This window comes from Neosynechococcus sphagnicola sy1, assembly GCF_000775285.1.
GTDB lineage: Bacteria > Cyanobacteriota > Cyanobacteriia > Neosynechococcales > Neosynechococcaceae > Neosynechococcus > Neosynechococcus sphagnicola.
Genome location: NZ_JJML01000001.1, coordinates 48,484 through 75,479, shown reverse-complemented (window position 1 = coordinate 75,479; position 26,996 = coordinate 48,484). Strand labels below are relative to the sequence as shown.

Sequence of the window (26,996 nt, the reverse complement as noted above, 5' to 3'; positions counted from 1 at the left end):
TCCCCGGCTAAGCCGGGATTTGAATCGACTGACAACCAGAGAGATCAAAGGCAGCATGAATCACTTTCAGGGCTTGCACGCCCTGTGTTTGCGGTACCACACAGCTAATCTTAATTTCCGAGGTGGCAATCATCTGGATATTGATCTGTTCCCGAGCTAAGGCCGCAAACATCCGGGCAGCCACCCCCGGTTGACCTACCATCCCGGCACCGACAATGCTAACTTTAGCGATCGCGGTATCGACTCTGACCTCTCCCCATCCAAGGTTGGGAGCTGCTGCGATCAGTACTTGACGGGCGGATTCCCCATCCATTTGCGCCACTGTACAGGCAATATCTCGGGTGTGAAGGCCCTGAACTACCCGACAGCGTTGGGACTGGATAATCATATCAACGCTGATGTTGGCGGAGGCCAACAGTTGAAAAACCTCAGCCGCCATGCCTGGACGATCAGGAATGGCGTGAATGGCCAGTTGAGCCTGATTCAGATCTAACGCTACGCCACGGACGGGTGCCATCGGATCCACGGGGTCGGGGGGCTGATGCAGAGACGTGGGGGAGGAATGCACCTCGAAGTCCCAACAGAGACTGCGAATGGCGCGATCGCAGTCGGCGGCATCGATCACACAACTCACTTTCACCTCGGAGGTCGAGATCATCTGAATATTAATGCCAGCCGCTGCCAGGGTTTTAAACATTTGGGCGGCTACCCCCGGACGACCAATCATCCCTGCCCCAGCAATGCTGATCTTGGCAATCTGGGCATCAACCATCACCTCAGGAAGCTCCAGGGTTCGGTCAGGGGGAGCCAGCGCTGGAAGAATGGCCGCCGCCACCGCTTCCGCCCGTTTGAGGGAAGGCCGCGTCACGGTAAAGGCAATGTCATTGGTATTGCCCTCATGAATCGACTGGATAATCAAATCGACATCCAGGTTTTGGGAGGCAATTTCACCAAAAAGTCGGGCGGCCACCCCTGGGCGATCGGGAACCCGGAGCAGCGCCACCTTGGCTTGATTGGTATCAAACTCAACCCCGTCAACGGGACGGGCAATTTCCAACCCATCCAAGGAGCGGGGTTGGGGCAGGGGAGAAACCACCTTCGTACCGGGATCCTCAGTCCAACTGGAGCGCACCACCAGTTGCACCCCATAGTTCCGGGCAATTTCTACTGCCCTGGGATGCAGCACCTTGGCTCCTAGGCTAGCTAATTCCAGCATTTCATCACTGGTGATCTCGGCCATGAGTTGTGCATCTGGTACTAAGCGGGGATCAGTGGTGAGAATTCCCGGAACATCGGTATAAATCTCACAGAGATCGGCACTCAGCGCAGCAGCTAAGGCAACGGCGGAGGTGTCCGATCCGCCCCGTCCCAGGGTGGTAATTTCCAGGTCATCGGCACTAGACACCCCTTGAAAACCCGCCACCACCACCACTTGACCGTCCTTGAGGTGACGATTCAGTCGTTCAGTTTCAATGCGCAAAATCCGGGCACGGGTATGTTCGGCTTCTGTGACAATTCCCACTTGGGCTCCCGTCAGGGAAATCGCAGGCTGGCCTACTTTCTGCAACGCCATACTCAACAGGGCAATGGTCACCTGCTCCCCCCGTCGAGAGCAGCATATCCATCTCGCGGCGACTGGGGCTATCTGAAATCGCATGGGCCAATGTTACCAGCCCATCAGTGGTCTTACCCATGGCCGAGACCACCACCACCACTGAGTTCCCCGCTGCTACCGTGCGCTGTACCCGCTGGGCCACCGCTTGAATGCGCTCGACTGTGCCGACGGAGCTGCCACCATATTTTTGAACGATCAGTGCCATAGGCCCGGAATTGGGAAGGTTGACGGGGGAACTAGTGGGTGTTGCGTTTAAAATCCTAGCCTTTGTTCGGGGGGGAAGTGCTGAATCCGTCGAGGAAATTTAACGGATCGCGCCCATGGGTGTTGATCTGGGGGGATCGGTCTGGGTCGGCATTCGCTGCTCACTGCTGGGATCTCCCCGCAATCCTGGAGACGGCTTGCCAAACCACCATGATTTTTCAGCCGGGGATAGCTCCACGGAATAGAGGGTGAGAATTAGCGGCTGCCCCGTACTGCCACAGCCCAGAATTTCCACGCTGTAGGAGGGATGGTCACGAGTGGCCATGTCGAGGATGAAGCGCCGACCCACTCTGCGCCAACTGGGTTCTTTGCCGCCCCATTCCAGGCGACAACAGGGCCAGGGGAGTTGCTCCCGATCGAACAGGCGACAACAAGATCCCACCACCCGATAGCTAAAATGGCAACCGGGGCTGGAGAGGATATGTCCAGAGGGAAACAAATCGGCCATGCAAGTCAGATCATTCTCTTCAACAAGGGACAGGGGTGATCACAGAGCGGTTCCCAGTCTGTTTGAGAGCAGAGGCTCAACTCTCTGGGGATTCTAACGCTCTGGCATCGAGGCGTGGGGAACTGGGCTAGTGCCCCTCCAACCAGGCAATTATCCCAAAGATGAGGAAGAGTAGTCCCCCCAAAAAAGTCACGACCCGCTCAGAAATCCGTCCGGCAATCAGCCGCCCACAGCCAACGGCGATCGCAGCACAAATGCTATGACCCAAAATCGCTCCTAAGGTTACACCCCAGGGATTCTGAGCCACAGCCAGGGCAATGGTGGCAAATTGGGTGCGATCGCCCCATTCCAGTAAAAAAGTCAGAGAAAAGGCTTCCCAGATAATCGCCCACTGGGTTTGCCCTTGGGGAAGCTGGGCATCGGCTTGGGCAACGACGGCTTCAGCCTCAGTCACTTCTGCCAACTCGGCCATTGCAGACATCTGCTGGGCATCATAGAGGAGCTTTAGTCCAAACCCCAGGAATAGAGCTACCTCTGCGTAATGAATGTAAGTTTGAAAGGTGGGGGGCAAGGCAGCAACCGAAATGGCCGGCAAACACTGAGATCAGGGTCATGGCCGCTAAGGCAACCACCGCTCCCAGAAAAACCCAGGCGGCGAGGATGGCGAGTTGCCAAGACGACCACGACGAAAAAAGTCTTATCCCCTAGCTCGAAGAGGGTAATCGTAATCAAAGCAGCGGTAAAAGCAGTCAGCATCAAACTCAGAAGCTCCAAGAGGGGTGAGGGCGACTGAGTGAGCTTGATGGAAGCTTGCATACTTCACCAAGCTCACAACAGTCTGTGAACTTAGTGAAGGTCTCGCTTACAAATCTTGAATGAGCCCTCAGGCTAATGAAAAGATTGACTTGTCACCAGAACCAGGCTAGAAAAGGGTTTCTTCGGGTGTGAAACTACAATTTTCATCGCCAGTATGTTGATACTGATGGGCTGGTGATTGAACCAGCAGCTACTCCCCTTCAGGTAGGAATCATTATACCCAAATATTCTGGGTTGGGCGCAGGTTTCAGGGCGGTCTAGGAAGCTGGCGGTGGACAACTTAAGGGTGGAGGTAAAAAGCAGTCCCCAGCATGATGTAAGTCATCAAGAGTAGGACACCTTCGAGCCAGTTCGACCGTCCATCGGTGCTGACCGAGTTGGTCATGACCACAGTGATCCCCAAAGCCATTACCGTGAAGATGTCAAAACCGAGATTCATCGGTTGCCCCATCAACCATCCTGCGAGCACAAGCAGGGGAGCAACAAACAGCGCAATTTGCAGGCTCGAACCCAGCGCTACGGAGATCGATAAATCGACCTTGTTTTTCAGGGCACAGATCCCACAGGTAATATATTCAACGGCGGCTCCAAAGATGGGCAGGATGATCACCCCAATAAATCGCTCCGTTAGACCTAAACTGGCAATTGAAGTTTCTAGGCTCCCTACCAAGGCTTCGGAAACCAACACCAAGACAATACTGGTTGCTAAGAGTAATCCCATGTGAAACCATAAATTGTAATTCTCGCCCCTGGCTTCGCTACCGTAACTTTCTGGCTCAGCATCTTCCTCTAGCTCATACATATAGCGATGAGTTTTCATGGAGAAAAGCAGCATTAAGGCATAGAAGGTCAACAATAAAAATGCGGCGACATAGGAAAACTTGTTGGTCAGCGTGAGACCAAAAGTATTAGAAGTTAAGTTGAGTGCCGCGGGTGTCAAGAGAAAGACCACGGCTAAGTTTAAGGAGCTTGAATTAATTCGCGCTACGGTTGTTCGGGAAAGGTTGGTTTCTTCCCGGTACTTACGAAATCGTAAGCCTGCCAGCAAAAAAGAGATCCCCAAACCAATCAGGAGGTTGGCAATGATTGACCCTGCAAGACTCGCTTTGACCACATCGATCAATCCCCGTTGGAGGGCTACCAATGAAACCACAATCTCTGTGACGTTGCCAAAGGTAACATTAAGTAACCCCCCTAAAAATGGCCCAATTTCATTTGCGATCGCCTCCGTAAAATTAGCAATCCAGGCAGCCAGGGGAATAATTGCCAGTCCAGCTGTGGTAAAAATGAAGATTGGTTCAGCCTGTAACCAGTTCAATGTCAGGCAGATGGGCACAAAGATCAGCATTCGGAGGAGAAATGTATCTTTGCGGGACATCAGTTGCTTGGGTTTGCCAACGGGGGAACTTTGATCCCGAGAACTAGTTCTGGCTGACATGCATCGGTCTCCGAGAATTTTAGAAAATCAAGAGTTGAGATCGGTGGGAGATCGCAGTATTCCCATAAAAATACTTACCACAAGATCAATCCCAGATGTGTTGAAAAATGACGTAACACTTCTGACAGGAGTGCTATGTTGAAAGGTGATCATAGAAAAACAAGACCCCAATAATTCCATACAAGATCAGCATTTGGAGTCCATTTAGCCAGTTACACCTTCCATCCTGAGAGATCTGAGCCATAATCAGCACACTGCTTAACAAGGCAGCAATTTCAGCAGGAGTAAACAGGAGACTTACTGGCTTGCCCATGACGACGGAGCTGAGTACGAGCACTGGAACGACAAGTAAGGCAACCTGGGAGGCTGCATTCAGACCAATCTCAAAGCTCAGATCCATTTTGTTTTTCAACGCCACTGAGACAGCACTAAATAGTGCCCCGACATTGCCAATGACGCCAATTACAATGATGCCAACGAACATTTGCGTCCATCCAAGGCTGGCCGTAATCGAATCAATGCTATCTGAAATAAAATCAGATAAAAAAGCAATTAAGAGGCTAGAGATAGCGAGAACTCCCATTGATTGAGAAAGGCTCCAATCAGGCTGAACTTTCTCGGGCATTGGGGTATCTAGATGATGCCATTCCGGGGTGGTTATTTCCACCCTAAATTGAGCAAGGGCGTAGACAATACTGCCACCATAGGCCATGAGCAGAAATAAGCAAGTCCAAATAGAAACACCTTCCAAGACTTGACGAGCTTCTACATCACTCCCAAAAGCAACGAAATGGGCATAAACCGATGGCAAGAGCACGGCGAAGGTCGCAAGCATCAATCCAGCAGCGGCATCCTTTGCCCGTTCTAGGGGAAATTTAACGATGCCGTAGCGGTAGCCGCCAGCCATGATGGCAGCACCAACCACAACTAGCATGTTGCTAATGATCGCACCTGTCCAGGTAGCTTTTGCCAGGGATTCTAAGCCTTTAGACACGGCAATGAGGCCAAAAATTAGTTCCGGTAAATTACTAAAGGCCGCATTCATCATCCCGCCCCAGGTTGAGCCAACCCTAGCAGCCAACTGTTCTGTTGCATTCCCGAGCCAATAGGCAACAATGATCAGCCCTAAGCAAGAGGTGAAGAATAAGTATATTTCATTTTTGAAATAGGGAATGTATGCGATCGCAAAACTAATGGGAAGGAAAATAATCAGCCAGTTAATATTAGGTTTCATTAGGGTGCTAGCCATGAAATTAGGAGAAATTTCCTGGCTATCTACCTTGATTAATGATTTACCATTTTGCAGATCAGACTTAACTTTCATGGCTTACATTAACTGAGACTGTTTGGATTTTCTTGAAGGATATTTTTAGCTAGCTCGCTAAAGATGGATGCAGAAGAAAAGCAGAAGCTAACATGATATAGGTCATCAACAGCAAGATACCTTCTAGCCAATTAGAACGGCTGTCTGTGGTCACTGAATTTGTCATGATGACTGCAATCCCGAGTCCCATAACTGTAAAGTTGTCAAAGTCTAGATTCATCGGCTTGCCTAGTAATAGCCCCGTAAAAACTAGAATTGGGGTCACAAACATCGCAATTTGTAGACTTGACCCAATCGCCACCGAGGAGGCCAAGTTGACCTTATTCTTTGCCCCGCAAATACCGCAGGTAATGATTTCTACGGCAGCGCCAAACAGGGGAATGAGAATAACACCGGTAAACAGTTCCGTTAAACCTGTGGTTGCGATCGCTTTTTCTAAACTACTCACCAGCACCTCAGAGACAAACAGCAGTACAATTGTTGTCCCCAAAAGTAGACCTATATGGAGCTTGAGTCCGTAAAGTCCCCTGGCTTCACTGCCATAGCTCTCAGGCTCAGCATCTTCATCCACTCCGTAAAGATGATTATGAGTTTTCATGGAGAACAATAACATCAGAACATAGCCAATCAGTAATAAGGCCGATGCGGTGTAAGAAAAGGCATTGGTTGTTTCCAGATGTAACTTCATAGAAGTCACTTCAATAGCGGTGGGTGCGACCAGAAAAACAACAACCAGATTTAAGAGGGACGCATTGACACGGGCAACAGCGCTCAGATTATCTGTATTCAGGGGTGAGCTTCGCTTCTGAGTCCGTAAGCCCCCTAGAAATAGGGCCAAACCTAGCCCCAGGAGGAGGTTGGCAATGATAGATCCCATTAAACTGGCTTTCACGACCTCAATCATTCCAGCTTGAAGCGCCACCATGGAAACAATGACTTCAGTGGCGTTACCAAAGGTGGCATTAAGCAATCCACCGAAGGTTGGTCCAATGCGAGTTGCGATCGCTTCAGTAAAGTTGGCAATCCAAGCGGCTAAGGGAATAATGGCAACCCCTGCTGTGATAAAGACAATTAAAGGATTGACATCCAGCCGACTCAATATCATACAGATAGGCACAAACACCAGCATCCTTAGCAGCAAGGCGTCTTTACGGGACATGGAGCTGGGTGAAGATCTGTTGATGAGATGAGTTTTTGTACGATTAGCGCGATTCGGTGGTGAAACTGCCATGGTGATAGCTCCAGAAAACTGATTGTTTGGCGATAAAGTTCAATCAGTTATTGATGTAGATGGTAGCAATTGCTACTAGAATATTTGAATATTTCAGAATGCCCCAAGGGCAAGGGATTAAAAAGCAGTTAATTTGAGATATAAAAACTATTCGAATTGGAATTGCATTCCCTTCAGATATAGCAGTCATAAGTCACTTGTCAACTTTAATTCTTTCTGGAAAAAGATTTTAGGCTGATTTAGTTTACAAATCATTTAAGATTGCTATACTAGTCAGCTGAAAACAGAATTCTCCAGAAGCTGCAAGACTCTAACCCTCTGAATCTTGGAAGACAGATAGCAAAATTTTTAGCGTCGATACTGCTGCTGTGAGCAACCAAGTTACTGGGGGATATCGAGGAGTGACCTAAGTAAAACCCTGCACCACCAACACAGAGCATGGAGCATGGTGAAACACATAGTTGCTGATGCTACCTAACAGCAACTCACTCATTCCTGACAGCCCCCGCCTTCCCATGACAATGAGATCAGCTCCCCAGGCTTTAGCCGTATCACAGATAATGTGACCAGGTCTCCCTAAGTCTTGGGAATATTCAGTCGGTACACCAATAGCAATCGCCTCAGTAGTCATGGCTTGAAGAAATTCTTGATCGGGTTTTTTCCGCGCTTGCCACTGTTGTTTTTGCTCTGGAGGATTCCTCAGCGTCAAAGGATAAGAGTTGTCACTTTCTTCCACTGCTAAAACATGCAGGAGTTTTAGATTTGCACCCGTGGCTTGAGCTAGGTAAAGTGCTGACTTGAATATATGGTGACCCATCTCATCAGGATGATTCACTGAAACTAGTATTTTACGGATCATAGCAATTTCCTCCTAGTTGTTAGAGTCCAGATGCCTAATGTCCATGAGAAATGATGATTATTCTGCCAGTCTTTGGCAACGGTGTAGATACTGAAAGGAATAAAACTGGCAGTCCACATAGGATCAGAACCCATGGCTCGTTGCGGAGTGATCTTCTGGAGTGATTTCAATTATTTGAGTCCACAATTGCTTTAATGTTTCTCTCTCATAGGTAACATTCAGGTTGTCAATGCCTGAAAATATTATGCCTATGTTGAATTAATTATTACGGCAATAATCGTTGCATTTACCTCGGAGAATCAATCATAAAAGTCTGGATTAACTAATAGCTTTGATGTGGTTAAACGGTATCTTCAGAGACGGGAATCTAATTTCCGCAAACTGATTGAATCATTGATTTTTACGCTCCACTCTTACTATTTTTTACTCAAAATTAAAATTTTCTGGAGGATGAGATCGACCAGAAAATTAACTAAACCTATGTTGAAGTTAGTTGATCACGAGATGTCATCAACTCTTTGAAAGACGCTGATATACCAATAGGCACTTTGCAAGTGCACCATTAAACTGCGTTAATGGTTGCACATTAACATGTTTTCTTGTGTTGCACAGTACACATGCTAGGAGCATACGATCACCCTGTGTCTTAGCCATGGACTTGTGGTGAACTTTGTATGTCCAGCGATCTGCGAGGGCGAAGTAGGTTGCCAATCCTTACCTTAGGAGGAATCTTTAACTGACGGGCGATCCCGACTTCTGCTCAGCCATTGAAGGATCGTCCTGCCGTCTGGAACGGCACCCTTTGCCAGGGTTCTATCTTAGCGCGTAGAACCCCAACCCATGGGGGGTACCTCAGTGGTACAGGTGTGTCAATATTTGCGCTCTTGAGGTGAAAACAGTGTCATGATTACGGGCAAGTACTCCACCTTAATTCCCATTGCTGAGTAGGTCGCCAGAGTGTGCTGCAAGAAGTTTTGATCATCCCGTTGGGGATAATCTTCCCGGTAATGGGCACCCCGACTCTCTTGGCGATGAAGCGCCGATGTCAGAATGATCTCACCGACTGCCATGAGATTTCGTAACTCTAGAGCCTCAATCAGTTCGGTATTCCAGCAACTGCCGCTGTCATCAAGGAAAATTTGGCCATACTGCTGCTGCAATTGCTGCAACAACTCCAGACCCGTTTGCATCTTCGCGGCGGTACGAAACACCCCACAGTACTCGGTCATACAGTCTTGAAACGCCTGCCGCACCTGAGCAATGCGATATACACCGGGTTGCTCCAACAGGGCTTGTAATTCCTGCTGTGACTGGGAGAGATAATAGGCTTCATCCACCTCGGGGAGCTGACGCTGCCTCACATACTGAGCGATCGCTGCGCCCGTTCTCCGCCCATAGACCACACACTCGAGCAGTGAATTACTCCCGAGCCGATTGGCTCCATGCACCGAAACACAGGCTGCTTCCCCCGCTGCGAAAAACCCCTCCACCAGCCCGTCCACACTGGATCGCACCCGTCCCTCGGTATTGACCGGAATCCCCCCCGATGGAGTAGTGAATTGTCGGTCGCACGGGAATCGGCTGGGTGACAGCATCAATCCCCACGAGGCGATGGGCCTCTTCCCAGCAAAAGGGCACCCGACTCATGATTTTTTCCGCCCCCATATGGCGCAAATCAAGATGGACAAACGGGCCACCGGCACTGCCATCCCCCTGAATGCCTCGCCCTGCTTGAATTTCTCGCGTGATTGCCCGAGAGGTAATATCCCGAGGTGCCAGTTCCATGCGGCTAGGGGCATAGGTTGCCATAAAGCGATCGCCGTCACTATTGGTCAGGTAGGCTCCTTCCCCCCGCACGGCTTCTGAGATCAGCACCCCCACTGGATACAGCCCCGTGGGGTGGAACTGGACAAACTCCATATCCTCAAGGGGTAGACCTGCTAAAGCCGTCATTGCCAGACCATCTCCGGTGGAGGCAAAGTCATTAGAGGTGGTGTTAAAGACCCGTCCATAGCCCCCCGTGGCAAACATCACCGCTTTAGCCCGCACCACCTCGATCTGTCCATCCAGGAGATGGTACATGACGATGCCTTTGGCCTCCCCTTCTTTGAGGATCAGCTTCAACACATACCACTCCTCATAAATCTGAATCTTGTAGCGGATCAGATTCCCAACTAGTTCATGGAGAATGGCATGCCCTGTTTTATCGGCGGCATAACAGGTACGGTTGTGGGAGTGGCCTCCGAAGGCTCGCTGAGCAATCCGGCCATCGGGTAACCGTGAGAACAACACCCCCATATGCTCTAGATCAATTACTACATCCGGGGCTTCTTGGGTCAGAATTGCCACTGCATCCTGATCGGCGAGATAATCAGACCCCTTAACGGTGTCAAAGGCATGGGCTTCCCAGCTATCACTAGTATCGACATTCCTCAGGGTTGCGGCAATGCCACCTTGGGCTGCCACCGAATGGGAACGAATCGGATGAGTTTTGGCAACCATCGCCACCTGGAGATCGGGAGCTAGACGAGCAATTTCCACAGCAGCTCGTGAACCAGCGAGACCGCCCCCGACAATGATGACATCGTGTTCTATCATGCTTGTACTCGGCGCTCAATCCCCTGAGTCTACCCTGAGCCAACAAAAATTCCCCACCAATGGGCAGGGATTTCCTCAGACGGATGTGATCATCATTGGTGTCGCTACGCCTCGGTTACTAGACTGACCTCCGGCCATCGCCAGCACAACGCACCACCCATTTACTTAGCTACTAGCCTGGGCAGGTCGGGGGGGCACAACGCTTGGGGGCTGCACCGATTGCGGTCGGGTGGCTGGCACGACTTCCGTCATTTCAATGTGGTTGAGGAGGGTGGTGACAAATGCAAACAGCAAGAACGGTAGGGAAAGTACGAGAATCAGCCCTACTGTAGCCAAGGCATAGATCGGGCGACTGGCTCCCATCATCGCCATTGCCGAGGCTAGGCTCAGAAATATCACAATTAACCAAATAATAATCTGACCGTAGATATCACCAAAGGTTAGAGTACAGGCGAAACGATACTTCTGGATGTTATTCATAGCTGCAGCTGCATGTGACTGTAAACCTCTAACTTAGAAACAGCCCCTGACTTTGGGGAGTTTTCTCAATCTTTTGCAAGGAGGCGCAAAATAACTTCGCAACTTCATGAACTTGTTTAACATTTCATTGATAGGGTAGCCAGTGAATGGATGCATTATCCAAGTGGGTGTCTGGTGATGGCAGGGTGGGCAGACTTGATGTACAAAATACTCGGTTACTAAAGGTAGGTAGATAGCGTGGGCCAGAAAACAGCGGGGAAATTCCAATGGAGAGGGTTTCGCATCTCCCCCCGGTGCTTCCCTATTGAGGTTGCCAGTGAGTGTTTGGATTTTAGCAGCAGGCTTGCTGTTGTTGACAGTGCTGCGGGTGATGGGAGCTGCCCTGCTGTGGGCGGTGGTGCCCGACCAAATCCACGATCCGAGTGCCTTGCAAGGATTCATCGGCACATTGGCACAGGTGTTGTCTGGGGTGTTGGGGTTCACGATCTCAGTTGTTGCGATTGTGGTGCAACTCAGTGCAGATCGGTTTACTCCCAAGGTGACGGAGCTGTTTCTCCGGGAGAAGACTAATTTTTTCATGATCTTATTTTTGATCATTGCTAATTTAGTCAGTGTCTGGACATCTCTAGTTTTTAGTGTGTTAGAGAAACCAGTCTTGTTAATTCTAATAAATCTTATTTTGGGAACACTTTCTTTTCTGATTTTAATCCCTTATTTTATTTTGTTTTTAATTTCCTACGTCCTGCTTCGATTATTCGCAAAATTGAACAACAAGTTTGTCAATCTATTGCTAGCTCTACCCATTGCACTCGGAGCGAGACAAAAATTCCTCCCATTCATGATCAATGCTTGACTGCTCTGGATGAGATTAAGGGAATTGCCACGAGTGCAATTCATCAGCGAGAAGGGCCGATCATGTTGGATGCCCTCAATAGTTTAAAGGTTTGTGCTTTATTCTATGCAGGCTTAAAGTTGCGATTACCTGATGGCTGGTATAAGCTCACCGAGCCTATTTGCCGAGATCCTGATTTTGTTTCGGTGGACAATGTGATGCTGGCGGAAATTCAGAAGCAGAAAATTTGGATGGAATTAAAAATTTTTCGCCTGTATCAGGCAATTTTTACCGATTCCCTCAATGACTTCCGAGGTGCTTGTTACATGGTTGCCATCCATACCCGAGAGATGGCCGAGCAAGCACTAAAGTGCCAGCGTTCGGAAATTGTCTATCTGGCGATTAAGTTTTTTAATACCTACCTGCGGGCGGTGATTAACGCCCGCGATATTAGGACTGGTTACAATATTATTAAGCAATATCGGCTGATTGCTGAAGCGGCACTCCAACATCAGGATGAAGCGGTAGTTCTGGAAATCGCCCAGTATTTTCGTTATTACAGTCTGACGGCTTATAAGGCTGGCTTACTGTTTTTAACTGAAACTTTTGCCTTTGATTTATTGTTACTGGCACAGTCCTGCTGCAAAGCTAAATCAACGATGAATCAGAATATTCTGGAAATTTTTCTGAGAATTGATCAAGATGCAGAGAGTGAGCAGCAGGAAAGTACCCTCAGGGGTGTGCGCAAGTCTCAAGCTAAATTGGCGGCATTCTATTTAATGTGCGGGGATCTCCCCTTGGCAAGGATCATTTATCAAGACATGAACAACGAACCCAATACCCGCCTCAAAATTATTCAAGATGAACTTCAGTCCTCTAGGCCTGATTTCTGGGAATTTACGGATCGAGGGGAAGATTTTTACTATGTTGAACCGAGTCTGCGACCATTCTTGATGGAGTTTTTTAGTTGGTTTGACATCTCACCAACTTCCCAATATCCATCTAAGGAGGGTCAGCTGAACCTGGCTCCGAACTAGCTTGGTCTAATCGGCGTTGCCACTCTTCATCGATCCGTGCTGATTGATCCACTTCTTGTTCTAAAAGATCCCGGTCGGTGGTGTAGATGGCGTCTTCCTGATGGATGACGGTTTCGCTGGCAAATTGTTTGGCATCCTTCAGTTTTTTCCGCAGGGCATCGTCGGCTTCTGTCAGGGCGATCGCCCGTTGCTGACGCTGGGAATTTCGGACTTCAAGGGCATGATTACGGCGCTGCAGCCAGAGGAATCGCAGGAGGGGGACTGCCAGGAATGCCACCCCATACCCTAATAGCACCCAATAGATGGACTGGACAAAGGCCACGAATGCCCCCGCTGCCACGACTAAATCACCCTGCTGAAGGAGTGAACCCAGCACCAGTGCCGCAACGAGATTCAATCCCCCCAAACCCGCTGCCCCTAGTTTTTGCCAGCTACTCGCCTGACTAAACTCCCAGCGATATTCCTCTAAGTAGGTGGCGACTGACCGAGATTGACGTTCAGTGGCGGTTGTCTGCAATTCTGGAAAGTGATAGATGAACCCACCCTCAGCGGTGACTTCGGGTCGTCCCTGAAATCGGATCAGTACTGGCAACATATAGCTTTCAAATTCCAGGTCATGTCCGGCACCCAAGGTATCCAGGTAGGGGGTGATCTGCTCGGCAATCACTGCGCCACGATGCTTCCGAATCACAGCTGCGATCGCTTGCCAGCGACGATCGGCTAAATCAGCATTGGGATTACCATCCCCAAATAAGAAGGAAAAAATTGCCTCCAGAAAGTTCATCCCGGAGCCGCGATGGGCTCGAGTCCGCTGGCGTTGGTGCCCGTGGTAGCCATAATTCGGGTAGAAGACCCAGAAGAAGTCAGGACTGATCCAGTTGAGGGGGAGCATCATTGAGCCACCGGATCGATTGCTGCGTTCTTCTTGATCGCGATTCCCCTGACTGGCACTGGCAGCTAGCAACAGCATTACAATAGCAATCAAAATGATGGCAATTGAGGCAATTAGCAAAATCCCGAAGGAGATGCGAATCAAGTAAAATAAGATTCCCCAAATCCGGAGTCCCCATTCCTGGAGACGCAATTGCCAGAACTTGTTGCGGAGGATGGCTCGGAAGTTGCTGGGAAACTGATAAACCAGATCCCCCGATTCTGCAACTTGGAGATTGCCCCCGGCATCGCTCGCGAGGGCCAGTAAGCCCTGCTCTGTGGTGTTGATGTCCAATCCCGCTTGGGTTGCGACATCCCCAACCGTGACCCGTCCCCCGAGCTGTTGCACGGCTTGCATGATGGCAGGATTGGGAGTCATAGCTCATTCACTCTCGTAGATTCTCTTGGGTGATCAAAAACTGAGGTGATTCCCCCGCTTTATTTTTGCACTTCCAACCCCATCAGGATAGTGATTGTGTCCTACCGTGACTTCGTTGTGTTCAGCTAGATTGAGTCCTCGCCTGACTTTTTAACTGTGGGTCTGGAGCCAGCCTGGGGTTTTTATCATCGAATCAGTCGATAAGCACAGCCAATAGTGGAGCCTGGGAATGTCCTGCTTGCCAGACCTAACGACCCAGTTGGTTGGGGATGCCTTCACACCCCCCTGGGATGGTGCTACGAGTCTTGGAACCACCCCAGGCACAGCAGTAATAGCGTTGCTCTTCAGACATCTTCCGGACGCTGGTGAAGTCTGCATTTTCCACAACCGCCCCTGTGTAAGCTCCGGTTTCATAGTCTGGTGGGTGGGTGCGGCTGCGGGGGCTAGCCTCCTTCAGGTTGCCATAAAAAAGTCGGGCACCCTCTAGATCAGTTCCCTGCAAACTGGCGTTAAAGAGAATGGTACGGGCTAAATTGGCTTTCACTAGATCACACTGATTGAGATTGGCTTCTATCAGATTGGAGTCACTGAGATCGGTCCAGCGTAAATCGTTGTAAGACAGATCTGCCTTGGCCAACATGACTCGCAAATCAATCACCCGAATGCCATGCAATCGGTCTTCGGCATAGCCCCCGGTTCCATCCAGAATTGGGCGACCCAATCGGCGATCGCGCTTCAGGGGGGTGAGGAGTCGGGAGTGGGAGAGAAATCGGAGAATTTTAGCCTTGCCATTGCCATCCACACTACTGAGAATCGCAGCGGTGCGTCCCTCTGCGATCGCCCGTTCCAGCGGCCAATCCTCTAGCAGTCCTTCATCATCCATCACTAGGTCAGAGATGCCCTGAAAGTAGGTATCAATCGTCTGCTGCTGGGTAATACGGTTCTGTTGGGTCGTAAGCTCTTTCTCAATGATGTACTGTCGCCAAGCCACCCACAGTGCCAGCAAAGCAATCAAGATCTGGCCGACCGCCCCAATAATGCCCTCGCCAATGGCCCCAATGGCATCCCAGTTCAGCTCGGTATATTGCTGACCCAGCCATTGCAAGTGCCCCCTGAAATGCTGGTAACCGACGAATGACAACAAGACACCCACAATTGCTACGGGAATCGTGTTCTGCTGCTGGGTCACCATGGCGATGAATACCCAGACAAGGGGGCGCCACAGCACTTTGAGGGCGACCAACAGATTCACCAACATCCCAGCGCCGATCACCCATTGGTTATCTAACACCAGCCCCAACAGCAACACCAACGAGGCAATGACAATCATCAAGGAAGCTGTGGGTCGCCAAGTTGTTAATCCCACCAAGGGTAAAGATCCTGCAGTCTCAGCAGGGCGGGGTAAGTCTAGCCCGCTGGCTGGGATCGCGGTTACGGTTGCGAGGCTGTTATTGCTGACAACGGGGGGCAAACCGGATGGGGGGACATCCCCTTGCGGGGGAGGGGCATTGGTATCAAGGGGCATAGGCGGTCTCCAGGAATACACTACAGCTCACTTTAGTTAGTTTCTCTGATGAGAAAGGTGATCAACTTAGCGATGCTCGGAGAGCAGTCTTTGACCATTGACCTTGTCTCAAAAAAGTGGCTAGGTAAATTAAGCTACTATCTGATGATCTAGCATAAGCTACTCATTCCCCTCAAACTGGACTGGGCAAAATCATCCAATCGTCGAGTAGATTCGTTATCGGTTGTAAGACACCTGAATCTACTCCGCTAGGACGGTTCGGGCAATGGCTCTGGCAGAGAACGTCATGGGATCGATCAACTCGGTTTTGAAGGTACCCAAAAAGCTTTCAGCAACACATCCGGGTACTAATCCGGGTAAACAGCTAAATCCTTCCAGATGGGAAGAATGCCAGCTTTGATAAAAAGCCAATAACGGCTAGAGAGAGCGTGACAACAAACCCCCACAGTCGGGTATCTTGTGCCCTTAACTGCACTTTGATATCAGCAAATTGAGTCTCTGTACTCTTCTTAAGATCTGCTATTTGAGTCTCTGTACTCTTCTTAAGATCTGCTATTTGGGTGTCAAGAGATTTAAACCGATTGTCGATACTATTAAAACGCTCATCAGTACGAGCGATATAGACATCTACTTTCTTGTCTAGAGCTTGCAGACCAGACTGTAAGCCATCTAGCTTGCTGTCTACCTTTACTAACAAATCACGGATCTCTCTCGCCTCTGAATCAACGGCCTGCATTTGCATCACCTCTCTTCTTAGGGTCACGGGTTGGTTTCTGCGACTGGGGAGATGCGATGTTCGGAGAGCGGTCTTTGACCATCGCTGGTTCATTTGCATCAGCCATCAGCTCCCGCCTAGCAGCCTCACCGATTACCTTTCGGAGCCATACACTCATGTTGGGTAGTGATCGAACTACTACGTCCACATCTTGCGACAATCGAACTTGCACACACTTTTTTAGCTAAAGGAATGTCGTCAGCATCAAGCCGTTTAAACTGACGCGCGATGAACAACGCTGTGATTTTAGGGCTGGGATTTCCTTTGGGCATTTTTAGCCATACTGACTGCTAATTTATTTTATCCCGGTATTAAGCCGAAAATATAGGGATAGAACAAACTTGTTGGACAATCCCATGCTACAAATACTACAAGGAAAACAATGACGAATACATTAATTTATCACGTAACTACAGGCATAAGAATTTGTATAAGGGTTGAGCCACCCACTCAACTAGCGTCGTTATATAGCCACCAAAATACTGATGAGCAATCAGGATGCAGTTCGTCAAGGATCTGCCCATAGCAGTTCTTCCTCACATGCGGTACATTCTGACTTAAGCATCCAAGCATCTGAATCCAGAAGAGTTTTGGGATACTGGCTTCTAAATTCTAACCAAGGAGCTGTAACTAATTCATTGGGGAATTGCTATTTTGTCGCTCCCGAAAGAGGTGATCTACCAGGAGTGTAATGCTCGGAGCTGGGGTGTTTTTTTCATCTGGTGGGCTTCCATGCGAGTTAGGACATCATCCAAAATGGTGATGGCTTCGGCAATAAATGGTCCTTTGTTTAACATCACACACTCAGCCCGTTCAGCCATGGCGGCATCTGTCATCTCTCCACGGGAAGGGGCTCCATTCTTGACCAGACTTTCTAGCACTTGCGTTGCCCAGATCACAGGAACATGCGCTGCTTCGCAAAGCCAGAGAATTTCTTCCTGAATCTCTGTCAACCGTTGATATCCAATTTCAACGGCTAAGTCGCCTCTGGCAATCATGACACCAAAGGATTGTTTACCTGCTGCATAAATAATTAATTCTGGGAGATTACTAACCGCGATCGCGGTTTCAATTTTGGCCACGATTGCAGGTCGAGATCGCCGTTCCCCAGAGCGCTGATCCAATTCTTGTTGAAGTAGCTCCATATCGGCAGGTCGCTGTACAAAAGAGTAACCAATAATCTCTGCATGAGCGGCAACAAAATCCAGATCCGATAAATCTTTCGCGGTGAGTGGGTTGAGTGGCAAAATTGTGTTGGGAAAATTTAACCCCTTTTCGGGCCGCAGTTTGATCCCCTTGGGGCTGGCATGGGTGACTTGTAATAACAGTCCGAGTTGCCCATCGGGCAAGGGGTATTGGGTGTCAACCACCCGTGTCCGAATCTTGCCATCATCAATATAAACCGGTGTGTCAACAACAAGTAAATCGAGAATTTCAGGAACCGTACAGCACGTTTGAAAGTTGTCTACAGGGGATGGGATGGCCTCATCTGACACAATTTCATTGCCGAGTTCAGACTTGCACCGCGACAGCAGGATATGATCTCCTCGAAACACCCGGGTTTTATTAAGGGGGGCAAGGACTGATCCGGTGCGGATTTTAGGGCCTGCTAAATCCATCATGACTTTACAACTCGTGCCGTTCTCCTGCTCTGCTCGACGAATATGGTCAATCATGCACTTCCAGGTCTCTGGATCATCGTGGGCGCAGTTGATGCGGACGCAGTTTGACCCCCCGTCGGACAATTTCTCGCACTAACCCATAGTCAGTGGCAGCCTCCGTGGGTAAGGTGACCATAATTCTGACCCGACGATGGGAGAGGGTGGGGCCAAATAATTCCTCGGTGTGCTGCCGTAGTAAACGATTGCCCTCAAAAAAAGATGCGATCGGGGGGCGGTGGAGCTGCTCAGTAGTGGCTTGGCCGCAAATGACGGCCAGGGTGGCAATAACGGCCTCAAGATTAGGCATGACTCGGGCTTCAATTCGCCCCAATGAGGATAAGCCCCAAGGCATGAGTGCGGCTTGCAGATCGCGAAGGTCATGGCGACGTAAGGCAAGATATTGAGCTAGATTCAGGGCACTAGAAAGAAACTCAGGCCGCTGAATCTGCGATCGCCACTGGTTAAAGGTAGCTGCTCCTTCAGTTTCCACAGTTTGGCGCAGGCTTTGCAGCGTCGATAGCAAGACCTGGGGACTGGATAGATCAATCGGTGCGTCACTGGTGTCTAAAATTTGACTAATCATGTAAAAAACTCCTGAATCGATGTGCTCTCCGGATTTGATCAATCGGTTTCAAGATTCCAGAGTTTTTTTCAGATTTCAACGGTTTTATGCAGCTGTTTTGCTGTTTTTGCGGCTCTTTTACCTGTTTGGGAAGATGCTGGTGTTAATTGCCGGGGTGTGGTGAGCAGCGATCGCAAGGATTGACGAACGTCTGAACAGAGATAATGCTGTTGGAGCGGTTGCCAGGTTTGCCAAAATGTGGCTTGTTGCTGTTGCAGGATCTGGTTGACGGTGGGCAACACTGTTGATAAATCCCCCTTCAAGGTAGATGCTAAAAACTGAAGCAAGACTTCATGATCTTGAAGCTGACCTAGAACATCCTGGATAGTCCTAAATTCCTCAATTCGTTGCAGGTAGGAGGCTTCATAAAAATCTGAAAAGAACTCTGCCTGGTAGCGAACGCCCTTCATTTGCTTCCGCAGGTCATGAAGAACGTCAGAAAATTGCTCCAATTGCAGATTTAACTCCGCAGAATTTTCAATCGATAATAGCGTCACCTTCCCCGCCTGAATAGTTGTTCCCACTAACCACCCTGGATGGAGAAAGAGTTGGCAGATTAATGGCAGCAGCAGATCGGGCAAAATTTCTCGGACGGATAAAGCCCCCATCAGAGTAAAGGTCGGCTGGTCGATCCAAACTTGGATGGCTTGCTTTAATTTATGATAGCGATCGCCATTCAGGGTTTCCTGCAAATGCAGAAAGCTTTCCCCACGGGTTTGTTGCAAATGCTTCAAAACCTCATCAAAATTTGACCGTTCTGGCCTTTGCAACAAAGGTTGATAGTGAGTTACCAACTCGTATTGCAATACATCTAAGTCTCGGGTTTTCCCCAATCTCTTGGCAATTTTCCCAATCGATCCATCGCTCACCACCTTTGGTAATGCGATCGCGGTGCTAAATACTTGAACCGCTGTTCTCAACCGTCGCATCCCCACACGCATCTGATGCAGGGGTTCAGGATCTTTATCTTTTAAAACAGCTGCTTCTTGATCGACAAACCTCTGGAAGTTTTCACGAATGATTTGATATCCGTAATCACCCAGCTTGATGGAGAGGTCTAATGGCTGAGTCTTCATACAACATTACCTTGCATGATTGGTTCAAGGATACATCAATCTGCTTTGGAGGTTCAGCTCATTGATTATATTGTCTCATATTCCAGAAATCCTGCTCCTTACCAAAGAGAAGAGCGTCAAGACTTGGAAGCCACAGATGCTCCAGCAGATCGTCCATTTGATCCATCCCAAGCCAAAAATATCTCTTAATGATCGAATGCCTCCAGCCGTTCTTGATTCCCTATCTTCAGCACCTGTGGAACGTTATTCTTGAATCGATGGATTCCTTTGATCAAAGCCCACGATTCGTGTTAGTTAGTACCCGTGTTGGGCGGCTGGGGAATCAGCCATGTTACTGGAGTATCTTGACCACTGCCGTAGTTCCAGGCTTCTAGGCGACGCTGCCAAGCGTATTGCTGGCTGCCATTGAGGGAATTGATCCACGGAGTCAGTAGAGGAGTCAGCTGGGATAGGAGGGTGTAGGTTCCCAGATTGATATAGTGAGCCATCCAGTTGAGTAAAGCTGGAACCCCTACCTGGGGAAGGACTTTGGCAACCAGTACGGGATGGTGAAGGGCTGTGATCAGCAACGACTGGGAAAGGGCGGGAAACTGCACCACATCCTGAAGGAAGGGGCGCAACACCGGATCCCCCGAATTGAGCCATGCTCTGAAACACAGCCCCGAGTAACTGATTTATCTGATCAGGGGCCAGGGACTGTTCCACACGGGCACTCATCGCCCGTTGAAACAACCAAGTGACTGATAAACTCGGTTGATAGGGCTGCAACAGTGCCAAGTGATCGCGCTGGAGACATTCCTGTCGCAATGCCTGATCAATTCCCGTTGACAGTCGCCCTAGGTGGCGCACCATGGCTCCAAAACCCCCGAAGCTAAGGGGCGACTGACTGCCACTACTATCTCCCACGGGCAACATCCGGTTCCAGGGCAACTGGAGGGGACTCTGTTGATAGCAGGGGAAAAATCCATATAGCGCCCGTTTGAATTGCACTTGGGCTAGTTCGATGCCCTGATAGGCCGGCAGCAGCCGCAGATACTCAGCAAACAATTGCTCCAAACTGGGACGTGCAGGATCAACATCCACATAGGTGAAGAGGTAGGTGGTACGACCTTCCCTGGCGGGGAAGGCTTCCCAAAAGTACTGGCATTGATTTTGTAACGGTGTCAGCGAGACCATTAGATCCCCGGTCAGGTTGGGGGGAAACCCTTGGGCACAACTCCCCACCACCAAGCACACACTGTCGGGTCGTTGCCCTCGGCGAGCCTGCTGTACCAGGGGCGATCCGTGACCCATGGCATCAATGAGTAAGCGGGTTGTTAGGTGGATCTCCGTTCCTTGGCTACGGGCGGCAACCCTCACCCCATCGCCATAAACCGTGGCTGATGTAAACGCCGTCTGTTCGCATAATTGTCCCCCATCTGCTAGAAATCGCTGCCGCAGCGTTGCCAATAAAAAAACCCGGGTCAATGCCAATATTGAGGACATCGCGAACCCAAACCGCTGGCGTACCCGCAAATTGCACCCGTACTGGATTAAATTCAGTGGCGATCGCCTGCTCCAACTCCGCCGAGGTTAATAGCTCTAAGTCTAGAAATGTCTCCAATTCTTGGCGGGAAATATTCCACTCCTGATCCCTGCCCCGCAGCATCCCCTGTTCTAGCACCGTTACCCGCCAGCCACGACGGCTGAGGGCACAACCCATCAGAATCCCCAGAGTCCCCCCACAGATCACCACATCCCAGTCAGGACTGCCTAGGGACACCACATCCTCCTGCACCACCTCTGGAAAGGGCAGTGCCCCTGTTTTGAGGGATTGCCAACGCTGATCGACCCGCCGCAACCCACCCCAGGCATCACCGGGGAGGGCGGTGAGGATCTGTTCTGTGAGGCTCATGGTTCAGTTGCAGTCGTCCCAGAGGCTGGGGTGGGGGTGACCACAGCACTGGGAATCGTCGCCTCGGGAGCAGCACTGGTCGGTTGAACCACGGTGGGAGTAGACGCTGGTTTCAGGAGGTAGCGATAAGCTACTCGCGAGGTTTGGCGAATCAGTTCTTGGGCACGGGGGTCATTGAAGGGACGTTTCACCATAGCCACGGCAACATAGCGCTTGCCGTTGGGCATATCAATTAGGCCCACATCTCCAACCATGGCACCAATATCTCCCGTTTTGTGAGCAATGGTTGCCCCGGCTCCTAACCCTTGGGGTAAGAGGGTGTTGGTAACGGTTTGGCGCATAATAGACAATAGGCGATCGCGGGATTTCATCGAGACGAGCTTCCCCTGACTGATCAGCGCCATGAGGTTGGCCAGATCGTGGGGTGTCGTCACATTGGTTCCGGCTAAATCTGGCAAAAAGTGGTGAATTTGGGTATGGCTCAAACCCCAGTTCAGGAAGCGCTGGTTGAGTTGTTGTGCCCCACCCAAGCGATCAATCAGCATATTGGTGGCCGTATTGTCGCTAATGACAATCATATTGGTCGCCGTTTCTAGGGCTGTGAATTTAGTCCCAACGGGTTGATACTGCATGGTGCCCGATTCGGAAACCACCAGATCCTTTCGCATGGTGAGCAGCTCGTCTAGGCGAATTTTGCCCGCATCAACATCCTGAAAAAACTGCCACCAGCACTGGAACTTTGATCATGCTGGCCGTGGCAAAGGGCTTCGTGCCATTGATATCCAGGTAAGCACCGCTATCGAGGTCTTCGAGAAATACCCCCAGGGTCAACCCCGGATTCCGAGCTGCCAAGGTCAGCACTTGTTGCTTCAAGGGCAGCATTTCTTGAGTGGATTGCAGAGCCTGACTGGGGATGGCAGGGGTAAGGGGTGGGGTGGGGGCAGCTGCTAATTCTAGTCGTTGGTTGACCCGTGGCCCGATCCCCATGCGGTAGTTCGTCGGGTTCCAGATCGCCAAACCAGTTCCTGCGATCGCCCCCAGACCGACCCCCAGAATCAACAACCGAACACCATGTAAAACGGAGAGACCCTGGGCGCTTACGACCACCGCGCAGTCCCGTTGTTGTCACGATGGCACTGGCTTCCCCTGCTACCTGTGGGGCGTTGGGCAGCCGCTCCATCCGGGGATCTGAAACCGGGAGGGAGAAATCAGGAGCTGACGGTTTGCCCGATGTCCCGGAGCGGGAACGTTGGCGACGCTGACGACTCTGAGAGGGGCGTTGGCGTTGCCCCTCCTCCGTCGCCAGATCACTTTCTGAGCGGCGCTGTCCCTTCGACGGACGAGCCTTGTCATTTTCATCAGATGCCCTCTTTTTAACCCTTGCTACCGTTCTGGACGCATTAGAGCGGGCTGCAAACTTCTGAGTCACTCCGTTCTCCTCACACTGCCTATACGAATCGTGACAGATTTCTCACACTGTGATAGTTATAGCTGCTTCTCGGCCATTTCATGTAGGGAAGGAGCAATTAATTTTGTCGAAACCATCAGAGCACAAACAATATAGGTGCTTGGAGATCGCTTCGGTAGTGCGTTAAACAATGGTGGGAGAAGTGATTAGATCATGCCAAGTCCAAGGCTTTAGCGTTATTCCTGCTCGTTGAGCTGCCGTTGTCTTCAATCGACTATGCGGCCCGATCCAGTTGAAATAACTCACGACTAACCGAGTCGTCACTTTGGTTTGCTCCCATACTTTGCCAAACTTATATTGATTAAATTGAATCGCCATCTTCAAGGGGGAAAATGGCTTGATCTTTCACCGCCAGTCAGCACCGTACCTTCGTCAACTTAGCCATCGCTTACCTCTGTCGGGGGTGGGATTTCTGCGCGATCGCATACAAGACATCCACCTCCAGAGACTGCACTTGATTCGTCAGGAGAAATTGAAGGTTTGCCTGTCGAACCCGTTCCCGAGCTGCCGGATCAAGTTGGTCGATTGTGCCTCTGAGTCCCCCACCCAAAACCATGGTCCACCAATCTTCCGGCGCAGCCAGTTCATGAATGCTGGACTCTGCAAAAACCTTGACCTGGGTCGCTCCCCCTGATTCTAGAAGTGCTTGCAGCGAGGCCCGATCACGAATTCGATCCCAGGGTGTCAATTTCTTCACCAAGTCCGGGCGTTCAGTTTCAAGGATTTCCCAGAACCGTTGATTTGCTGGTTCAAAGACCTTTGCTCCCCAGGAGGTAATGGCGAGTTTTCCCCCCGGACGAACCATGCGCCACAGTTCGCGAACCGCTGCCACCATATCAGGAACAAAGAAAATCCCGAACACACACACAATGGCATCAAAGCTTTCCCTGGGGAGGCCGAGATGTTCAAAATCCCCGTGGCGAAACTCGATATTTTTCAGGCCCTGCTGTCGGGACTTCTGACGCCCTAGTTCCAGTAAGGATTCGGCCAGATCTACCCCCAGCACCTGCCCTGTGGAACCGACACAGACTGCGGCGGGAATCGCTGAAGCACCCGTGCCACAACAAACATCCAAAACGCGATGGCCGGAATGCAGAGACAACCGATCAATGGTTTGTTGCCCAAAGCGACTCCAGAAAGATAACGCTGGCGCATCAAAATAATCCGATGCGGCATTAAAAACTTTTGCGGTTGTCGTGTTTGCCTCTTCCTTGCTGATCATGGATGACATCCCTATCCCTGAGGTACGGCAACCGTATTCCATAGGTTTTAAGAATCGGGATGACAGGATTTGAACCTGCGGCATCCTGCTCCCAAAGCAGGCGCGCTACCAAGCTGCGCTACATCCCGTTGCTGTAATGCTGGGTTCTGCAACTGTGCAGCCCACAGAACGACGCATTTTTCAGCTAGCTTACACATCTTAGCAAATGATTTGCTCCAGGGGCGTCCTCTCGTCCCGAGAAAAGTCTCACTAGGTCGCAATCTCACTAAGTCGCAACCCCTGAGCCGTCGCCTCGGGCGATCGCCTTAAATCGATGGACTTGGCTTCGGTTTGTACTGCGGACAGTAGGTGTTCACCGCTGCCGTATTAATCGCAGCGAAGTAAGCCGCTGGATACCGACTTTCCTGGGATTTTTGCTCCGGATCAGGCAGGGTACCGCCCGCAGCCAAGGTTTGGCAAACTTCTTGCCCCAGACTGATCGTGCCGCTGCGTCCCACAATTTGTACCGTATTCAGGACTTGGGGGTCATTGATAGCACTGGAGAAGGTTTCCCAAAAGCGATCATCTAGATTCCCCGCTGCCTCTGGAGCCATCGGCTGACTCGGTGGCGGCAGCGTACTGCCTACAGGGGGTGATAGGGGACTGGTTACCGGCTGAGGGCGGCTATAACCACAGACAGATTGGGACAAATCGATCAGCCGACCCGAACTATCACGGATGAAACACGGAGAATCGGATGACTGGGCAACCGCTGGGATGGCAACAGGGGCAGCGCCCAGGAGCATCGAAATGGCCAGGACTACTTTCCAGAGAGAGACTCGCATAGGTTGAGAGGGCAATTCACCCCCTGGTTGTAGCACTAAATCACGCAATTTAAATCTCCTACTTTTTGGGTAAAGCGGAGATTTTCCCGGTAATCTACGGGGCAGTCAATCACCGCAGGTACGGATTGAGCCAGGGCAAGTTTTAAGGTTGGGATCAGATCGGCACTGGACTCAATCCGATAGCCTTTTAAGCCCATACTTTCCGCTAGTTTGACAAAATCTGGGTTGCTAAATTTGACAAAGGCCGAGCGGCCAAAGTGGTTATGCTGCTTCCATTCAATCAAACCGTAGCCGCCGTCATTAAAGATTAAAGTGACAAAAGGGGTGCCCACCCGCAGGGCGGTTTCTAGCTCTTGGAAGTTCATCATAAACCCCCCATCCCCGGTGACGGCCACAACATGTCGGTCGGGGTGAACTAACTTGGCGGCGAGGGCTCCTGGAATGGCAATGCCCATGGCGGCAAAGCCGTTGGAAATGATGCAGGTATTGGGACGCTCACAGTGGTAGTGACGCGCCATCCACATTTTGTGGGCACCGACATCGCTGATTACAATATCGGCAGCTCCCATCACCTGGCGCAGATCGTAGATCAGCTTTTGTGGCTTTACCGGAAACCCTTGATCCTGGGCATACTGTTCGTAGTCAGCGCGAATGTTATCTCGCAAACTCAGGGAGGCAGGGATCGGTTTGTCCCGGCGATCGGCACGTTGCAAGATTTCGTGGAGGGAATCAGAAATATCCCCCACCACCTCAGCTTTGGGAATATAACTGCTGTCAATTTCAGCGGCGATCGCCCCAATATGCACAATGGGAATCTGACCATCCGGGTTCCACTTCTTGGGGGAATATTCAATCAGGTCATAGCCGACCGCAATCACCAGATCGGCGCGATCAAACCCACAGCTGATGTAATCCCGCAGTTGCAGCCCCACGGCCCACAGCGCTAGGGGATGGGTGTAGGGAATGGCTCCTTTGCCCATAAAGGTATTGGCCACCGGAATCTGTAGCTCGCTGGCAAACTGGGTCAGGGCAACACTGGCGTGGGAGCGAATCACCCCGTTCCCTGCCAGAATCAGGGGATGTTCGGCTTGGGCAATCAGCTCCGCTGCCTGGTGGATGCTGCGAAACGAGGCGTAGGTTTTTTCCAGATCTCCCTTACTCAGGGGGGCTCCCACCGCTGCCATGGCTGCAATATTTTCCGGCACATCAATGTGAACGGCTCCTGGCTTTTCAGACTGTGCCAGCTTAAAGGCGCGGCGGACAATTTCTGGGGTAATGCTGGGGCGGACAATTTGGGCATTCCATTTGGTAACAGGTGAAAACATCGCCACCAAATCGAGATACTGATGGGACTCAATGTGCATGCGATCGGTTCCCACCTGCCCGGTAATCGCCACTAAGGGAGCCCCATCCAAATTGGCATCTGCCACCCCGGTCATTAAATTAGTGGCTCCCGGCCCTAAGGTGGACAGACATACCCCTGCCTGTCCGGTGAGCCGCCCATAAACATCCGCCATAAAGGCTGCGCCCTGTTCGTGCCGGGTGGTGATGAACTGAATTGATGACTGACTCAGGGCTTCGAGTACCTCTAAGTTTTCTTCACCGGGGAGGCCGAAGATATAGCGCACCCCTTCGTTTTCGAGACAGCGCACCAGTAATTCAGCAGTGTTCATAGGGT

Annotated in this window: 19 protein-coding genes, 1 tRNA gene and 6 pseudogenes; 4 read left to right on the top strand and 22 right to left on the bottom strand. The window is 50.6% G+C overall.

Annotated features, from left to right (window positions below):
- Positions 1 to 7: 7 nt before the first annotated feature.
- From DO97_RS00390 to DO97_RS00355, 8 genes and pseudogenes are all read right to left on the bottom strand, one after another.
- Positions 8 to 1,820: pseudogene (locus DO97_RS00390) on the bottom strand (aspartate kinase).
- 99 nt (positions 1,821 to 1,919) lie between these two features.
- The gene (locus DO97_RS00385) at positions 1,920 to 2,327 is read right to left on the bottom strand and encodes a hypothetical protein (protein ID WP_052128192.1); all 408 of its coding nucleotides are present in this window, start codon (positions 2,325 to 2,327) and stop codon (positions 1,920 to 1,922) included.
- Between the two features lie 127 nt (positions 2,328 to 2,454).
- A pseudogene (locus tag DO97_RS00380) lies at positions 2,455 to 3,083 on the bottom strand (TMEM165/GDT1 family protein).
- A 340-nt stretch (positions 3,084 to 3,423) separates the two neighbouring features.
- The gene (gene cax / locus DO97_RS00375; protein WP_036530346.1) at positions 3,424 to 4,521 is read right to left on the bottom strand and encodes a calcium/proton exchanger; all 1,098 of its coding nucleotides are present in this window, start codon (positions 4,519 to 4,521) and stop codon (positions 3,424 to 3,426) included.
- A 193-nt stretch (positions 4,522 to 4,714) separates the two neighbouring features.
- Positions 4,715 to 5,830, bottom strand: coding sequence for a calcium/proton exchanger (cax, locus tag DO97_RS00370; protein ID WP_162182903.1), 1,116 nt, complete (start codon positions 5,828 to 5,830; stop codon positions 4,715 to 4,717).
- Positions 5,831 to 5,954: 124 nt separating this feature from the next.
- Positions 5,955 to 7,064, bottom strand: a complete 1,110-nt coding sequence (cax, locus tag DO97_RS00365; protein ID WP_036530343.1) for a calcium/proton exchanger — start codon at positions 7,062 to 7,064, stop codon at positions 5,955 to 5,957.
- A gap of 478 nt (positions 7,065 to 7,542) precedes the next feature.
- A complete protein-coding gene (locus DO97_RS00360; RefSeq protein ID WP_036530193.1) occupies positions 7,543 to 7,995 on the bottom strand; it encodes a universal stress protein in 453 nt (150 codons plus the stop codon).
- Between the two features lie 869 nt (positions 7,996 to 8,864).
- Positions 8,865 to 10,593: pseudogene (locus DO97_RS00355) on the bottom strand (succinate dehydrogenase/fumarate reductase flavoprotein subunit).
- On the opposite strand from DO97_RS00355, the gene DO97_RS27160 reads away from it, so the two are divergent.
- Positions 10,592 to 10,720 carry a hypothetical protein gene (locus DO97_RS27160; RefSeq protein WP_275574905.1) on the top strand — a complete coding sequence of 43 codons (129 nt, stop codon included), beginning with the start codon at positions 10,592 to 10,594 and terminating at the stop codon, positions 10,718 to 10,720. The pseudogene DO97_RS00355 and the gene DO97_RS27160 sit on opposite strands and share 2 nt — an antisense overlap.
- A gap of 38 nt (positions 10,721 to 10,758) precedes the next feature.
- Here DO97_RS27160 and DO97_RS00350 read toward each other — a convergent pair whose 3' ends face one another.
- The gene (locus tag DO97_RS00350) at positions 10,759 to 11,073 is read right to left on the bottom strand and encodes a hypothetical protein (protein WP_036530189.1); all 315 of its coding nucleotides are present in this window, start codon (positions 11,071 to 11,073) and stop codon (positions 10,759 to 10,761) included.
- Positions 11,074 to 11,389: 316 nt separating this feature from the next.
- Between DO97_RS00350 and DO97_RS00345 the strand changes: the two genes are divergently transcribed.
- Both DO97_RS00345 and DO97_RS00340 read left to right on the top strand, forming a co-directional pair.
- Positions 11,390 to 11,926: a DUF2254 domain-containing protein gene (locus DO97_RS00345; RefSeq protein ID WP_204368404.1), complete on the top strand. Its 537-nt coding sequence runs from the start codon at positions 11,390 to 11,392 to the stop codon at positions 11,924 to 11,926.
- Positions 11,923 to 12,942, top strand: a complete 1,020-nt coding sequence (locus DO97_RS00340) for a hypothetical protein (protein WP_036530184.1) — start codon at positions 11,923 to 11,925, stop codon at positions 12,940 to 12,942. The genes DO97_RS00345 and DO97_RS00340 overlap by 4 nt, the downstream gene beginning before the upstream one ends.
- On the opposite strand, the gene DO97_RS00335 is transcribed toward DO97_RS00340, so the two are convergent.
- From DO97_RS00335 to DO97_RS27155, 8 genes and pseudogenes are all read right to left on the bottom strand, one after another.
- Positions 12,908 to 14,251, bottom strand: a complete 1,344-nt coding sequence (locus DO97_RS00335) for an ATP synthase subunit B family protein (RefSeq protein ID WP_036530182.1) — start codon at positions 14,249 to 14,251, stop codon at positions 12,908 to 12,910. The two genes, DO97_RS00340 and DO97_RS00335, sit on opposite strands and share 35 nt — an antisense overlap.
- 247 nt (positions 14,252 to 14,498) lie before the next feature.
- Positions 14,499 to 15,776 carry a pentapeptide repeat-containing protein gene (locus DO97_RS00330; RefSeq protein WP_052128191.1) on the bottom strand — a complete coding sequence of 426 codons (1,278 nt, stop codon included), beginning with the start codon at positions 15,774 to 15,776 and terminating at the stop codon, positions 14,499 to 14,501.
- A gap of 364 nt (positions 15,777 to 16,140) precedes the next feature.
- The gene (locus tag DO97_RS00325; RefSeq protein WP_239651321.1) at positions 16,141 to 16,512 is read right to left on the bottom strand and encodes a coiled-coil domain-containing protein; all 372 of its coding nucleotides are present in this window, start codon (positions 16,510 to 16,512) and stop codon (positions 16,141 to 16,143) included.
- A gap of 716 nt (positions 16,513 to 17,228) precedes the next feature.
- Positions 17,229 to 18,795 (bottom strand): annotated as a pseudogene (locus tag DO97_RS00320) (pyruvate kinase).
- Between the two features lie 68 nt (positions 18,796 to 18,863).
- Entirely contained in the window at positions 18,864 to 19,910 is a 1,047-nt protein-coding gene (locus DO97_RS00315) for a CHAD domain-containing protein (RefSeq protein WP_052128190.1), read from the bottom strand.
- Between the two features lie 290 nt (positions 19,911 to 20,200).
- Positions 20,201 to 21,804: pseudogene (locus DO97_RS00310) on the bottom strand (FAD-dependent oxidoreductase).
- The gene (locus DO97_RS20390; RefSeq protein ID WP_052128189.1) at positions 21,801 to 22,472 is read right to left on the bottom strand and encodes a serine hydrolase; all 672 of its coding nucleotides are present in this window, start codon (positions 22,470 to 22,472) and stop codon (positions 21,801 to 21,803) included. Before DO97_RS20390 ends, DO97_RS00310 begins: the two are co-directional and overlap by 4 nt.
- 34 nt (positions 22,473 to 22,506) lie before the next feature.
- Positions 22,507 to 22,911, bottom strand: a complete 405-nt coding sequence (locus DO97_RS27155) for a serine hydrolase (protein WP_275574904.1) — start codon at positions 22,909 to 22,911, stop codon at positions 22,507 to 22,509.
- Positions 22,912 to 22,934: 23 nt separating this feature from the next.
- Here DO97_RS27155 and DO97_RS27150 point away from each other — a divergent pair, with 23 nt between their 5' ends.
- Entirely contained in the window at positions 22,935 to 23,066 is a 132-nt protein-coding gene (locus DO97_RS27150) for a hypothetical protein (RefSeq protein ID WP_275574903.1), read from the top strand.
- Positions 23,067 to 23,395: 329 nt separating this feature from the next.
- On the opposite strand, the pseudogene DO97_RS25580 reads toward DO97_RS27150, so the two are convergent.
- The 5 genes and pseudogenes from DO97_RS25580 to DO97_RS00285 form a co-directional block, all read right to left on the bottom strand.
- Positions 23,396 to 23,572: pseudogene (locus DO97_RS25580) on the bottom strand (IS1 family transposase); the annotation flags it as partial.
- An 88-nt stretch (positions 23,573 to 23,660) separates the two neighbouring features.
- Positions 23,661 to 24,494: a class I SAM-dependent methyltransferase gene (locus DO97_RS00300; RefSeq protein WP_036530177.1), complete on the bottom strand. Its 834-nt coding sequence runs from the start codon at positions 24,492 to 24,494 to the stop codon at positions 23,661 to 23,663.
- A gap of 54 nt (positions 24,495 to 24,548) precedes the next feature.
- A tRNA-Pro gene (locus DO97_RS00295) sits at positions 24,549 to 24,622 on the bottom strand.
- A 177-nt stretch (positions 24,623 to 24,799) separates the two neighbouring features.
- Entirely contained in the window at positions 24,800 to 25,318 is a 519-nt protein-coding gene (locus tag DO97_RS00290) for a DUF732 domain-containing protein (protein WP_204368403.1), read from the bottom strand.
- 35 nt (positions 25,319 to 25,353) lie between these two features.
- Positions 25,354 to 26,991, bottom strand: a complete 1,638-nt coding sequence (locus tag DO97_RS00285) for an acetolactate synthase large subunit (RefSeq protein WP_036530172.1) — start codon at positions 26,989 to 26,991, stop codon at positions 25,354 to 25,356.
- Positions 26,992 to 26,996 lie beyond the last annotated feature (5 nt).

Bases quoted from the DNA above. Each gene is read 5' to 3' on its own strand.
- DO97_RS00385 (WP_052128192.1), bottom strand. From the start codon at position 2,327: ATGGCCGATTTGTTTCCCTCTGGACATATCCTCTCCAGCCCCGGTTGC.
- cax (WP_036530346.1), bottom strand. From the start codon at position 4,521: ATGTCCCGCAAAGATACATTTCTCCTCCGAATGCTGATCTTTGTGCCC.
- cax (WP_162182903.1), bottom strand. From the start codon at position 5,830: ATGGCTAGCACCCTAATGAAACCTAATATTAACTGGCTGATTATTTTC.
- cax (WP_036530343.1), bottom strand. From the start codon at position 7,064: ATGTCCCGTAAAGACGCCTTGCTGCTAAGGATGCTGGTGTTTGTGCCT.
- DO97_RS00360 (WP_036530193.1), bottom strand. From the start codon at position 7,995: ATGATCCGTAAAATACTAGTTTCAGTGAATCATCCTGATGAGATGGGT.
- DO97_RS27160 (WP_275574905.1), top strand. From the start codon at position 10,592: ATGCTTGTACTCGGCGCTCAATCCCCTGAGTCTACCCTGAGCCAACAA.
- DO97_RS00350 (WP_036530189.1), bottom strand. From the start codon at position 11,073: ATGAATAACATCCAGAAGTATCGTTTCGCCTGTACTCTAACCTTTGGT.
- DO97_RS00335 (WP_036530182.1), bottom strand. From the start codon at position 14,251: ATGACTCCCAATCCTGCCATCATGCAAGCCGTGCAACAGCTCGGGGGA.
- DO97_RS00330 (WP_052128191.1), bottom strand. From the start codon at position 15,776: ATGCCCCTTGATACCAATGCCCCTCCCCCGCAAGGGGATGTCCCCCCA.
- DO97_RS00325 (WP_239651321.1), bottom strand. From the start codon at position 16,512: ATGCAGGCCGTTGATTCAGAGGCGAGAGAGATCCGTGATTTGTTAGTA.
- DO97_RS00315 (WP_052128190.1), bottom strand. From the start codon at position 19,910: ATGAAGACTCAGCCATTAGACCTCTCCATCAAGCTGGGTGATTACGGA.
- DO97_RS20390 (WP_052128189.1), bottom strand. From the start codon at position 22,472: ATGCGAAAGGATCTGGTGGTTTCCGAATCGGGCACCATGCAGTATCAA.
- DO97_RS27150 (WP_275574903.1), top strand. From the start codon at position 22,935: ATGGCACTGGCTTCCCCTGCTACCTGTGGGGCGTTGGGCAGCCGCTCC.
- DO97_RS00300 (WP_036530177.1), bottom strand. From the start codon at position 24,494: ATGATCAGCAAGGAAGAGGCAAACACGACAACCGCAAAAGTTTTTAAT.
- DO97_RS00290 (WP_204368403.1), bottom strand. From the start codon at position 25,318: ATGCGAGTCTCTCTCTGGAAAGTAGTCCTGGCCATTTCGATGCTCCTG.
- DO97_RS00285 (WP_036530172.1), bottom strand. From the start codon at position 26,991: ATGAACACTGCTGAATTACTGGTGCGCTGTCTCGAAAACGAAGGGGTG.